General features: G+C 54.5%; 12 protein-coding genes. 9 read left to right on the forward strand and 3 right to left on the reverse strand.

Going from position 1 to position 13,004, the window contains the following annotated elements:
* The first annotated feature begins 344 nt into the window (after positions 1-344).
* From epd to argO, 5 genes are all read left to right on the forward strand, one after another.
* The gene (gene epd / locus QMZ65_RS06410) at positions 345-1,364 is read left to right on the forward strand and encodes an erythrose-4-phosphate dehydrogenase (protein WP_034823224.1); all 1,020 of its coding nucleotides are present in this window, start codon (positions 345-347) and stop codon (positions 1,362-1,364) included.
* A 51-nt stretch (positions 1,365-1,415) separates the two neighbouring features.
* Positions 1,416-2,579 (forward strand): phosphoglycerate kinase, encoded by a 1,164-nt coding sequence (gene pgk, locus QMZ65_RS06415; protein ID WP_097118039.1) that lies wholly within the window; start codon positions 1,416-1,418, stop codon positions 2,577-2,579.
* Positions 2,580-2,681: 102 nt separating this feature from the next.
* Positions 2,682-3,761 (forward strand): class II fructose-bisphosphate aldolase, encoded by a 1,080-nt coding sequence (gene fbaA / locus QMZ65_RS06420; protein ID WP_034823221.1) that lies wholly within the window; start codon positions 2,682-2,684, stop codon positions 3,759-3,761.
* A gap of 188 nt (positions 3,762-3,949) precedes the next feature.
* Entirely contained in the window at positions 3,950-4,819 is an 870-nt protein-coding gene (mscS, locus tag QMZ65_RS06425) for a small-conductance mechanosensitive channel MscS (RefSeq protein WP_283215625.1), read from the forward strand.
* Positions 4,820-4,990: 171 nt separating this feature from the next.
* Positions 4,991-5,614: an arginine exporter ArgO gene (argO, locus tag QMZ65_RS06430; RefSeq protein WP_160833069.1), complete on the forward strand. Its 624-nt coding sequence runs from the start codon at positions 4,991-4,993 to the stop codon at positions 5,612-5,614.
* Here the strand turns inward: argO and QMZ65_RS06435 are convergent.
* Positions 5,593-7,869 (reverse strand): FAD-dependent oxidoreductase, encoded by a 2,277-nt coding sequence (locus QMZ65_RS06435; RefSeq protein ID WP_502921523.1) that lies wholly within the window; start codon positions 7,867-7,869, stop codon positions 5,593-5,595. The two genes, argO and QMZ65_RS06435, sit on opposite strands and share 22 nt — an antisense overlap.
* A 59-nt stretch (positions 7,870-7,928) precedes the next feature.
* Here QMZ65_RS06435 and QMZ65_RS06440 point away from each other — a divergent pair, with 59 nt between their 5' ends.
* Complete coding sequence (locus QMZ65_RS06440) at positions 7,929-8,627, forward strand: IclR family transcriptional regulator (protein WP_283215627.1); 699 nt, start codon at positions 7,929-7,931, stop codon at positions 8,625-8,627.
* Here QMZ65_RS06440 and QMZ65_RS06445 read toward each other — a convergent pair.
* Positions 8,614-9,921 carry an MFS transporter gene (locus tag QMZ65_RS06445; RefSeq protein ID WP_097118034.1) on the reverse strand — a complete coding sequence of 436 codons (1,308 nt, stop codon included), beginning with the start codon at positions 9,919-9,921 and terminating at the stop codon, positions 8,614-8,616. The two genes, QMZ65_RS06440 and QMZ65_RS06445, sit on opposite strands and share 14 nt — an antisense overlap.
* Before the next feature lie 218 nt (positions 9,922-10,139).
* Here QMZ65_RS06445 and QMZ65_RS06450 point away from each other — a divergent pair, with 218 nt between their 5' ends.
* Positions 10,140-10,871 carry an oxidative stress defense protein gene (locus QMZ65_RS06450; protein ID WP_045814671.1) on the forward strand — a complete coding sequence of 244 codons (732 nt, stop codon included), beginning with the start codon at positions 10,140-10,142 and terminating at the stop codon, positions 10,869-10,871.
* A gap of 106 nt (positions 10,872-10,977) precedes the next feature.
* Here the strand turns inward: QMZ65_RS06450 and QMZ65_RS06455 are convergent, their stop codons facing one another.
* A complete protein-coding gene (locus QMZ65_RS06455) occupies positions 10,978-11,883 on the reverse strand; it encodes a LysR family transcriptional regulator ArgP (RefSeq protein ID WP_034823211.1) in 906 nt (301 codons plus the stop codon).
* Between the two features lie 181 nt (positions 11,884-12,064).
* Between QMZ65_RS06455 and rpiA the strand changes: the two genes are divergently transcribed.
* Positions 12,065-12,724: a ribose-5-phosphate isomerase RpiA gene (gene rpiA, locus QMZ65_RS06460; protein ID WP_058961895.1), complete on the forward strand. Its 660-nt coding sequence runs from the start codon at positions 12,065-12,067 to the stop codon at positions 12,722-12,724.
* 82 nt (positions 12,725-12,806) lie between these two features.
* Entirely contained in the window at positions 12,807-13,001 is a 195-nt protein-coding gene (locus QMZ65_RS06465) for a hypothetical protein (protein ID WP_155287966.1), read from the forward strand.
* Positions 13,002-13,004 lie beyond the last annotated feature (3 nt).

The following is a 13,004-nucleotide window of genomic DNA, read 5'->3' on the forward strand; positions in this document are numbered from 1 at the left end:
CGCCGTAAGGGCGACCCGACAGGTTAGATGATCGCCAACTAAGGTGCGCTTTATGCGCACCTTTTTTCATTTCTGCTTCCGTTTTTAACCTGAAACGCTTCAATTATTCCTGCAGTAATAATTTTTACATGCGAAATATGTGACGTAGATCCAATAATCAGCAGCGCAATTGATCGCAATCATTCCTGTTATTCCGCGCATGCTTTATTCTAGCTGAACCGTTTCAGTTGCAATTGAGCGGCATCATTTTGCAACGTTAAGCGGGCAATAATTCCCTGTACAAAACGCAGCGAAACGCTCAAGGTATTTGGCACGTTTTTTTGGCTGTTGTTGCAGGAAGTGAGATGACCGTTCGCATAGCAATTAATGGTTTTGGTCGTATCGGACGCAATGTGCTGCGTGCGTTGTATGAAACCGGCCGCCGCGCTGAAATTACCGTGGTGGCGATCAACGAACTGGCTGAAGCCACCGGCATGGCGCATTTGCTGAAGTATGACACCAGCCATGGCCGCTTTGCCTGGGATGTGCGCCAGGAGCGCGATCAACTGTTCGTGGGCGACGACACCATCCGCATTCTGCACCTGGCCGATATCGATGCACTGCCATGGCAGGAACTGAACGTCGATATCGTATTGGATTGCACCGGCGTGTACGGCAGCCGCGCAGATGGCGAAGCGCATCTGCAAGCAGGCGCGAAGAAGGTGTTGTTCTCGCATCCGGGCGGTAACGATTTAGATGCCACCGTCGTGTTCGGCGTAAACGAACAGGCTCTTAAACAAACTGACCGCATTGTCTCCAACGCATCTTGCACCACCAACTGTATTATTCCGGTGATCAAGTTGCTGGATGACGCCTTCGGTATTGAATCGGGCACCGTGACCACGATTCACTCGGCGATGCACGACCAGCAGGTGATTGACGCCTATCACAGCGATCTGCGTCGTACCCGTGCCGCCAGCCAATCGATCATTCCGGTGGATACGCGTCTTGCTGCTGGCATTACCCGTATTTTTCCGAAATTTAACGATCGCTTTGAAGCCATCGCTGTGCGCGTGCCCACGATCAACGTGACAGCCATTGATTTGAGCGTTTCGGTACGCGAAGCCGTGAAGGCGTGTGAGGTCAATGCGTTGCTGCAAAATGCGTCAGAAGGGGCGTTTCGTGGTATAGTTGACTATACGGAATTACCGTTAGTCTCAGTAGATTTTAACCATGATCCGCACAGTGCCATAGTCGATGGCACGCAAACGCGGGTCAGTGGTCATCACCTGATCAAGACCTTGGTTTGGTGTGACAACGAATGGGGCTTTGCTAACCGCATGATCGACACCACGTTAGCAATGGCCGCAAGCGGTTTCAGGTAAGACGCGGACTGCGTCTGGCAAAACTTATGAGAATCAACGAGAGGGTTCACCATGTCTGTAATTAAGATGACCGATCTGGATCTTGCTGGTAAACGCGTTCTGATCCGTGCCGATCTCAACGTGCCAGTGAAAGAAGGGAAAGTGACGTCAGATGCACGTATCCGTGCTTCTCTGCCTACCATCGAAGCGGCGTTGAAACAGGGCGCGAAAGTGATGGTTACCTCTCACCTGGGTCGTCCGACCGAAGGTGAATACAACGAAGAGTTCTCGCTCCTGCCGGTTGTTAACTACCTGAAAGACAAACTGAACGGCACTAACGTGACCCTGGCGAAAGACTACCTCGACGGCGTTGAAGTCGGCGCGGGTGAACTGGTGGTGCTGGAAAACGTGCGCTTTAACAAAGGCGAGAAGAAAGACGAAGAGACGCTGTCGAAGAAATATGCCGCCCTGTGCGACGTGTTCGTGATGGATGCCTTCGGTACTGCGCACCGTGCGCAGGCTTCAACCCACGGTGTGGGCAAGTTCGCCCCTATCGCTTGTGCTGGCCCGCTGCTCTCTGCTGAGCTGGAAGCGCTGGGTAAAGTCATGAGCAACCCACAGCGTCCGCTGGTGGCGGTTGTTGGTGGTTCTAAAGTATCGACCAAATTCGACGTGCTGCAGTCTCTGGTGAAAATCGCTGACACCGTGATCGTTGGTGGCGGTATCGCTAACACCTTCGTGGCTATCGACAACAACGTCGGTAAATCACTGTACGAACCAGACTTCGTTGAAGCGGCGAAAAAGCTGCGTGACGAGCACGGTATTCCGGTTCCAACCGACTCACGCGTCGGAACGGAATTCTCTGAAACTGCCCCGGCAACCGTGAAAAAGGTTTCCGAAGTGGCGGATAACGAAGAGATTATGGACTTCGGTGACGAAACCGCACAGGCGATGGCAAAACTGCTGAAAGAGGCAAAAACCATCCTGTGGAACGGTCCGGTTGGCGTGTTCGAATTCCCGAACTTCCGCAAAGGCACCGAAATCGTGGCGAACGCGATTGCAGACAGCGACGCGTTCTCTGTAGCGGGCGGCGGCGATACCCTGGCAGCGATTGATCTGTTCGGTATCGAAGACAAGATCTCCTACATCTCTACCGGCGGTGGCGCATTCCTCGAGTTCGTGGAAGGCAAAAAACTGCCAGCGGTAGCGATGCTGGAAGAGCGCGCTAAGCAGTAATTTTTGGGGGCGGCGCTTCGGCGCCGTCTGAAGGCTTGCCCATCCTGGGCAAAAAATCGACGTCCCTTTGTGGGATGAACGGTAACGAAACAGGACACAACCATGTCTAAAATTTTTGATTTCGTAAAACCCGGCGTTGTCACTGGTGATGACGTTCAGAAAGTTTTCCAAGTAGCGAAAGAAAACAAATTCGCTCTGCCTGCAGTTAACTGCGTCGGCACGGACTCCATCAACGCGGTACTGGAAGCTGCGGCCAAAGTTAAAGCGCCGGTCATCGTTCAGTTCTCCAATGGTGGTGCTGCCTTCATCGCCGGTAAAGGTTTCAAAACCGACAAGCCACAGGGCGCAGCAATCTTCGGCGCTATCGCCGGTGCGCACCATGTGCATCTGATGGCTGAACAGTACGGCGTGCCAGTCATTCTGCACACCGACCACTGTGCTAAGAAACTGCTGCCATGGATCGACGGTCTGCTGGATGCCGGTGAAGAGCACTTCAAGAAAACCGGTAAGCCACTGTTCTCTTCTCACATGATTGACCTGTCAGAAGAATCACTGGAAGAGAACATCGAGATTTCTTCTAAATATCTGGCGCGCATGGCGAAAATCGACATGACTCTGGAAATCGAACTGGGTTGCACCGGTGGCGAAGAAGACGGCGTGGACAACAGCCACATGGACGCTTCTGCCCTGTACACCCAGCCAGAAGACGTTGATTACGCTTACACCGAGCTGAGCAAAATCAGCCCGCGTTTCACCATCGCCGCTTCATTCGGTAACGTGCACGGCGTGTACAAGCCAGGCAACGTGAAACTGACTCCAACCATCCTGCGTGATTCTCAGGAATACGTGACCAAGAAACACAATCTGCCGCACAACGCGCTGGATTTCGTATTCCACGGTGGTTCAGGTTCTTCTGCTGCAGAAATCGAAGAGTCAATTGGTTACGGCGTAATCAAGATGAACATCGATACCGATACCCAATGGGCGACCTGGGACGGCATCCTGCAGTACTACAAAAAGAACGAAGACTATCTGCAAGGCCAGCTGGGTAACCCAAATGGCGTGGATAGCCCGAACAAGAAATATTACGACCCACGCGTATGGCTGCGCTCTGCACAGGCTTCAATGGTTGTGCGTTTAGAGCAGGCTTTCAAAGAACTGAACGCTGTCGACGTGCTGTAATTTTTCCTTACAGTACAAAAAAGGCCCGAAAGGGCCTTTTTTTATGCATTCGATTCGGAATAATGAGTAAATTCAGCCCATCTTTGGCGCTTCATGCCATTTTTGTTTACCCTTGTACACGGGAGTGCCGGAGCTGATCTGGCCGTTTTTGCATTTTCCTGCGGGAAACTCAACAACAGGGCTAACAAATGGAAGACTTAAATGTCGTCGATGGCATTAATAGTGCCGGCGGCTGGCTGGTACGTAATCAGGCACTGATTCTGAGCTATGCGGTGAATATCGTTGCGGCGATCATCACCATCATTATTGGTATGTTCATTGCGCGTATCGTTTCAAATACGATTAATCGCGTGCTGCAGGCGCGTCATATCGACGCTACCGTTGCAGACTTCCTCTCTGCCCTGGTGCGCTACGGCATTATCGCTTTCACCTTAATTGCGGCGCTGGGTCGCGTGGGCGTGCAAACCGCCTCGGTGATCGCCGTACTGGGTGCCGCGGGCTTGGCCGTGGGTCTGGCACTGCAAGGTTCTCTGTCCAACCTTGCAGCGGGCGTGCTGCTGGTGACCTTCCGTCCGTTCAAAACCGGTGAGTTCGTTGATTTGGGCGTGATGGGTACAGTGCAAAACGTGCAGATTTTCTCTACCACGCTGAAAACCGTGGATGGCAAAATCGTGGTGATCCCGAACGGTAAAATCATCGCCGCCAACATCGTTAACTTCTCGCGTGAGCCGATTCGTCGTAACGAGTTTATTATCGGCGTGGCCTATGATGCGGACGTTGATAAGGTGATCGAGCTATTACGTGAAGTCGTCGAAGCCGATGAGCGTGTGCTGAAAGAGATGGGGATTCAGATCGGACTGAACGAACTGGCCGCCTCTTCACTGAACTTTGTGGTGCGCTGCTGGAGCAAAAGCGGTGACCTGCAAAACGTGTACTGGGATCTGCTGAAGAACTTCAAACGTGCACTGGACGCGAAGGGTATTGGCATTCCGTATCCGCAGATGGATGTGCATCTGCACCAGGTTAAAAGTGAGCAGCAAGCTGCACAAGCCGAGTAATCACTCAGTAGCCTTGTGTTTTGAACGGTAAACTGCACAACATCGTTTAAAGGTCGTCATTTATGGCGACCTTATTATTTTCTCTAATGCCTGATTAAATCTTTCAATTTCCACTAATATCCTCGCGTCACTATACTGCATCGCATTACCTCGTTATTCAGGACTATCAACGTGTTATCTGTTTATTTACAAGGGCTTGCTCTTGGGGCTGCACTCATTCTGCCATTGGGCCCGCAAAACGCATTCGTGATGAACCAGGGCATTAAACGCCACTACCATTTGATGACTGCAGGATTGTGCACCCTGAGCGATATCGTGCTGATTTGCGGCGGCATCTTCGGCGGCAGTGCGCTGCTAAATCAATCCCCCATTATGCTGATGCTAATTACCTGGGCCGGCGTGGCGTTTCTGCTGTGGTATGGCTGGGGCGCACTGCGCAGCGCGTGGCAGGGCGATGTGACGCTGGCCGATGATGCAGTGATGAAGCAAGGCCGCTGGCGCATTATTGCTACCATCGTGGCGGTGACGTGGCTCAATCCGCATGTCTACCTCGATACTTTCGTGGTGCTCGGTAGCCTGGGCAGTCAGCTGCCTTCTACCGCCGCACGCCAGTGGTTCGCGTTGGGCACGGTGAGCGCATCGATTATCTGGTTTTTTGGTTTGGCATTGTTGGCAGCGTGGCTGTCGCCACGACTGCGCACCGTGCGTGCTCAGCGCATCATCAATCTGCTGGTGGGCGGCGTGATGTGGTTTATCGCCATCCAGTTAGCGCGTCAGGGCATTGCCGCGTTCTGATGCAGATGTAAACCGTACAGTGCGGGTAGCGCGCCCGCACTGGCGATCAGCTCTAAGCGTATCTGCCGGAAACTGACATCCTGCGGCACGACGTGATGGCATAGCGAGTGATGATTGTCCTTCACTTCCACCAGTAACATCTCATCCAGCCATAACCGGTAATGTGTGGTGCAGTGCGGCGTCACTGCCTGTGCATGACCCATCTGCACCGTCTCCATCGCATGGTCGAAGTCGTTATCAAACAGCAGGGTGATTTGGCGTGCGTGTTGCTGTAGTTCCCATCGCCAGGTGACCGTCGGCTGAGCATCATCCAGTGCTGGCACCCAACAGTTGGTGTGCTGTTCCGGACGCAATTTGCCGTTGAGTAAATAATCGCGATGCCAGAGTTTTAGCGGCGTCTCCAGCGCGAACGCCAGCAGCACCTGATGTGGCGCACGGCGCGGCAGCCAGAAATCAAACTCATCCACGCCGTAATCGCCATCGTTAATCTGCCTTGTGCGTTTGGCGACGCGCGGATTGAGGCTGTTGAACACCATCATCACGCCAGGCAAACGCTGGCGGGTGAGGGCTACTTCAATCGCTGGCTGCTCTTCGAAGGCGATAAACAAATAGCGATCGACATCCGCCCGGTAATCAAAACTCAGGCGGTAGCTGCCCTGGTCGTTAACCGTGATTGTCTGGCTGGCGATATGCTGATCGCCGCAGGTGTTGGCCGGATTGTCACTGCTGAGCAGCGAAACCTGCAGTTTCTGCGTCTGTTTGGCACGAAGCTGCACGGATATTGCCGGTAAGCGCTCACCGGCTTTCAGTGGCAGCAGCAACGCACAGCGCGATTGCAACGACTGCCAACCGCCATCGGCGGGCAGGGCGCTGAGTTGCAGGGTGCTGCTGACCTCGATCTGCGCATCGCTGACCGGGTTCGCAAGCTGCTGGCGTGGGATGTATGCCCCTTCGCGCAGCAGGCGTTGCTGCAGCTGCGTTGCGTGAGCAGGCTGGGCTAACTGTGCTGGCGTGAGTTGCTGCTGCTGACAGATCGCCGCCGCACGTCCCACCACTTCACCCAGTACGCCGCAGGTGCACATCACGCGCGCACTGCCAAAGGCCACATGAGTGGCTGAAATCAAACGACCTGTGAGCAGCAGATTATCCAGCGACTGGCTGTAAAGCGCACGGAACGGGATGGTATAGGTGCCTTTGCTGTGAAACTGGCGACAGCCATCGTGTTCGCTGTAGACGCCATCGGCCGGATGCAGGTCAATCGACCAGCCGCCGTAGGCGACGGCGTCGTAGTGATCGCGCTGTTCGATGATGTCCTGCTGGCAGAGCCGGGTGTCGCCAAGGAAGCGACGACTCTCGCGTTTGCCGGGAATTAATCCTACCCACTCAATGGTCAGGTTATCGGCATCCGGGAACTCGCCGGAGTTTTTAATGTAATCCCAAACGCCCCAGACGATTTTCCACAGCTCCCATTTGATGGTTTCGCTTTCGTGCACCGTATCGAGCCGTCCGCCCCATTCCAGCCACCACAAATCACAGCCGTTAAGATCGGAGGTCAGGCGTTTGTAACGCGGAATGGCGGTAATCTCTTTAAGCGCAAAAGAGGGCGGGACAAAGCGAACCGGCTGCGAAGTACGTTTGGTGTAGAAGTAGATTGAGTGGCCGAGTTTGTGGCCAAAATGTTCGCCTGGCGCCATCTTTTCGCCAAACTCTTCAACGGTTTCCGCACCCACGCGATGCGCTGCGCCCGCCAGATATCCCAGCACGCCATCGCCGCTGGCATCAATAAACTGGCTGGCCTTAACGTGATAGCGGGTCTGATTGATGGCGTTGAAGGCCTGCACCGATTGCAAATGACGGTCTGATTTCTCGATATCGGTGACCACGGTATTGAGCAACAGGGTTAATCCGGGCTGCGACTGCACCAAATCCAGTAGCACCATATCGAACAGCACCGGATTGCCCTCTTGGTTGCGCCACAGGTTTTCCTCCATGATCTCGCCCATGATGCCGCCTTCGCGCGCCCAGCGGTTGTTGTTGCCCATATGCGATGTCGCCCCGTTGGCCCACAAGCGCACTTCACTCGATGCGTTGCCACCCAGCACCGGGCGATCCTGAACCAACACCACCTGTAATCCGTCACGCGCGGCGGCCAGTGCGGCACACACGCCCGCGAGCCCACCGCCCGCCACCAACAAATCGGCCTGTAATTTTTGCTCTGGGAAGTGGCGCGCATTTTGCGAAGAGAAAGTCTGCATCATTTGCTTCCTGTCATGCTGAAGCTAAGATTGGTGTTTTGAGCGCCACAGGGTGAACTATGTCTTCTCAACCCAACCAAAGCCTGATTGATGGGATTCGCTGCTTGCAGTATTTGGTTTCCAGCGATAAAGCCGTGGGCTGCCGTGAACTGGCGCGACAGATGGACATGAACAGCACACGCGTTAACCGCCTGCTGATGACCATGGCCTCGATTGGCCTGACGATTCAGGACGAACATCGCCGCTATTTGCCCGGCCCGGGGATTCATGCTCTGGCGGCGCAGGCGATTCGCGGCTCCTCGCTGTTTGCCCAGGCGCTGCCGCAACTGGAAGCACACGCGCCACGCGACATCGTGGTGGCGCTGGGCGTGTTGTGGGAGGACCAGGTGATTTACATCTGGCACTCCGAACCGGGTGAGCGCACCAGTGCCAGCCAGGCGCTGGCCGGTTTCCGCATGCTGCCGGCGTGGCAGTCGGTGATTGGTGTGTCGCTGCTGGCGACAGAGAGTGATGAGCAGTTGCGTCCACGATTTACCAACGAACAGTGGGCGCAGATGGCGCCGTTGCTGGCGCGCAAGCGTGATGCAAACCACTTGATCTGGCAACGTAATGACGGCGAAATCAGCATGGCGCAGCCAATCAATAACAACCGCGCCGCGCTGGCGTTTGCCAAAATCTGGCAGGCAGACGATGCGCATCTGCAGCAGCGGGTGACGCAGTTGCAGTCGCTGGCGAAAGTGCTGATCAGTGCGCGCTGACATGCTCGATTTTCCCGACCACGAACAGATAGCTGCAAATGCCTATCGCGGCCAGCACGGCAATAAAGCCGAGTGCTGGCGCGAAATTGTCGCCATCGATCAACGCGCCAATGGCAATCGGCACCACAATAGCGGAAAGCGCACCGGTGAAATTGAATACGCCGCCCGCTAAGCCAATCAGATGGCGCGGCGCCAGTGCAGTGACAAACACCCAGGTGATGGTCGCGAGGCCGTTGCCAAAAAACGCCAGCGACATAAACAGCACGATGAGCGTGGCGTCGTCGGTGTAATTGGCGCCAAGAATAAACAGCGTCAGGAACAGGCCAAGGATCACCGGCAATTTACGCGCCACGCTGGGCGACACGCCTCGGCGTATCATGCGATCCGAAGCGAAACCTGCCAGCAGTACGCCACAGAAAGCGGCGAAGTAGGGAACGGAAGCCACATAGCCGCTTTTAATGAAGCCCATATGGCGATACTCCACCAGATAGGTCGGGAACCAGGTGAGGAAGAACCAAAAGGTGGCGGAGATGGTGAACTGGCCGATATAGATACCCACCAGTTTGCGGCTGCGGAACATTTGTGCCAGATCGGCCCAGCGGGCCTTCGGCTGCAGCGTGTGCTGACGGCTCTCGAGTAAGGCACCGTTGCTGCGCAGGTAGTTTAATTCGGCTTCTGACACGCCTTTATGCTCATGTGGCTCACGGTAAAGCAGATACCACACCAGCGCCCAGATCATCCCGGCCACACCGGTGATCAGAAACAGTCCGCGCCAGCCAAAGGCATCCTGCACGTGAAACAGAAGTGGCGTCATGCAGGCGAGTCCAACGAACTGGGCCGAGGAGTAAATACCGATGGCGCTGGCACGCTCCTGTTCCGGGAACCAGCTGGATATTACGCGGTTATTCGAAGGCATCACCGGCGCTTCAAAAGCACCAACGCCCAGACGTAGTCCGAAGAGCGCACCGAAGCTGTTGGCGAGCGCATGCAGAGCGGTGATCAATGACCAGGCAAACAGTCCTACGCCATACACCAGTCGCGCGCCGAGACGATCGATAAGAAAGCCTCCGGGGATCTGCAGCGCCGCATAGATCCAGCCAAATGCCGAGAAGATCAACCCCATCTCCATCGGCGTAAAGCGCAGTTCGCCGGCCATTTGCGTGGCGGCCACGGAGAGATTGGTGCGATCCATGTAGTTGATGATGATGTTGATAAACACCAGGCCTAACATCAGGAATCGGGTACGTCCGGCGCGAACGGCAACGGCGCTGTGGCTAAGGGGCTGTTCTGTCATAATACAACTCTCCCGGAGGCTAGAATTGTTTCTTTAATAGAAACACCAAGGCGAACTTTCCGCGAATCTGTCAGCATAGTTTTGCGATCGCGGATACGTTAAAAACGCCGTTATCCGAACTTTTTGGTGATTTCAAACTCAGACCATCACGCATAGTAATGTGTTTTAGGTTTAGCCATAGTGGCGACCTGTAAATTGAACCTTCAAGGAGGACTTTCGTGAAACTGAAAGCACTGGCGCTGGCCGCCGTTATGAGCACGGGCGTAATGTCAGCGATGGTACAAGCGGGTGAAGTCCCGAATGGCCCGCATGTTGTGACCTCAGGTCAGGCAAGCGTTGATGCCCGTCCGGATATCGCGACACTCTCCATCGTGGTGAATGTTTCTTCGAAAGATGCGGCAGATGCGAAAAAACAAGCTGATGACCGCGTGGCGCAATATTTCGATTTCCTGCAAAAGAACGGTATCGAAAAGAAAGATATTGATGCGGCAAACCTGAGCACGCAACCCGAGTATGACTACACCAAAGAAGGGAAGTCCGTACTGAAAGGTTATCGTGCGGTGCGTCAGGTGCAGGTGACCTTACGTCAGCTGGATAAACTGAATGAGTTGCTGGACGGCGCGCTGAAATCCGGCCTGAATGAAATCCGTTCAGTAGAGCTGGGCGTGGCGAATGCTGATGCCTATAAAGATCAGGCGCGCAAAGCGGCGATTGCTAACGCCACTCAGCAGGCCGGTGCGCTGGCAGAAGGCTTTAACGCGAAATTAGGCCCGGTATACAGCATCCGCTATCACGTGGCGAACTATCAGCCAATGCCAATGGCGCGCATGTACAAAGCGGCTGCTGCACCTGCGGATACCACCGCGCAGCAGACCTATGAGCAGCAGAGCATTCACTTTGACGATCAGGTCGATGTGGTGTTCGAAATCAAGCCGAATACGGCTCAGTAATCTGATGTGTTGAATCATAGCGGCGTGATTTATGACGCTGAACGGCAGCAATTCTGCTGTTCATTTACGTTATAAATCGCGCCGCTATGCTCGTCTGCAATTGGGCTTAGGCTGTCGCCGTATCCTGACGCAATACGCGATGACCGTGTGCAATCAATGCATCCGTCACGCTGCGCATTAAGCGGCTCTCTGGCGCGAAGCGGTGCCAGTAAAGCATGCGACGCTGATAAAGACCCGGCGTCAAATCCACCAAATCCCCTTGTGCCAGTTCACGCTCAATCTGTAAGTGCGGAATCATACAGCACACCGAACCCTGACGCGCCAGCTGCACGAAGGCTTCCGACGAGTTAACAATGTGGCACGGTACGCTACCCGGGGACAGATCAAAGTTCTGCTGTAAAAACGCCTGATGCATATCATCGAGATGGTCAAACGCCACCGCAGGGGCTTTCAACAAAGCCGAACGCGTGACACCATTCGGGAAGTAGCGCGCAGCAAAATCCGGCGAGGCGCAGAACAGATAATCCAGTGCACCCAATTGATCCACCAGACAGCTTGGCAGCGGCTGCGGTTGAATACTGACAGCACCAACCACTTCACCACGACGCAGGCGTTCCTGAGTACGGGTTTCATCTTCGACCTGCAGATTCAGGCGCACTGGTGAATCGGCCAGCACATCTTTCAGCGCAGGCAGCAGCCAGGTCGCCAGACTGTCGGCGTTGACCGCCAGTGACAGCAGCAATGGCGTGGTGCCGCCGTTGTCATCACCCAGCCACTCTTCTTCCAGCAACTCGACTTGATGTAACAGTGCCAGCAGTTTTTGTCCTTGCTCGGTCGGACGCGGCGGCACGGTACGCACCAGCAGCGGCTGACCAAATAAATTTTCCAGCTGTTTAATGCGCTGTGACACCGCAGACTGCGTGATGCAGAGTTTTTGGGCCGCACGCTCAAAACCGCGCTCGCGAATCACAGCATCCAGCGCCTGAAGCGTTCGATAATCCGGGCGTTTCATTGTTGTTCTCTCTCGTTCAGGATGGAAAGTACTATGCCACAAAACTGTCATATTGTGCTGCGGCGCTTTTTTGCGGGCTGGCTTCCAAAGGCTTAAATCGATGCGTTAACAGCCGCGCATTTTCACGACGCCTTGTTTTATACTACGCGCACTTCGATGTCGCACAGGTTTTAAACATACCATGACCCAGGATGAACTGAAAAAAGCGGTTGGTTGGGCAGCACTGCAGTACGTGCAACCCGGCACCATTGTTGGCGTTGGCACCGGTTCAACAGCGGCGCATTTTATTGATGCGCTTGGCACCATGAAAGATCAGATTGAAGGCGCGGTCTCCAGTTCGGAAGCCTCGACGGAAAAACTCAAAGCCCTGGGGATTCCGGTTTTTGATTTGAATAATGTGGATGAGCTGTCGGTGTACGTTGATGGCGCCGACGAAATCAATCCACAGATGCAGATGATCAAAGGCGGCGGCGCAGCGCTGACGCGTGAGAAAATTGTCGCAGCGGTGGCGAAGAAGTTCATCTGCATTGCGGATGCCTCCAAAGAGGTGGATATCCTGGGTAACTTCCCGCTGCCGGTTGAAGTGATTCCGATGGCGCGTGCATTTGTCGCGCGTGAACTGGTGAAGCTGGGGGGCCAGCCGGAGTATCGTCAGAACGTGGTGACCGACAACGGCAACATTATTCTCGACGTGCATAATCTGCGTATTCTCGACCCGATTGCATTGGAAAAAACCATCAATGCACTGCCGGGCGTGGTTACCGTGGGCTTGTTTGCTGCGCGTGGTGCTGATGTGGCGTTGATCGGCACCGCAGAGGGTGTGAAAACCATCACTTATTGATCTGATAGCGTATTCACCGGCGCGAGTGCTGCGCCGGTTATTTCCATCTGCAAAACATCTTTTCTTGCTGGGGTGAAATTTGGTGACTTATGTCACAAAAGATTCATCAACAGCAGGTTCGTACTTCGGCGCACTCGCATCCCACGATTTTGTACGGCTTTGTGCTGCCTCAACGTGGGCGCGTGCTGGCGGTCAGGCAATCGTTTGTATTGCCGCGCTCGAAATTTTTGATATTTTGGCAGAAGGCTACCTTATGGTAGTCCTCGTTGAATTCTGAATA

It is taken from the genome of Pantoea sp. EABMAA-21 (assembly GCF_030053335.1).
Classification (GTDB): Bacteria; Pseudomonadota; Gammaproteobacteria; order Enterobacterales; family Enterobacteriaceae; genus Pantoea; species Pantoea communis.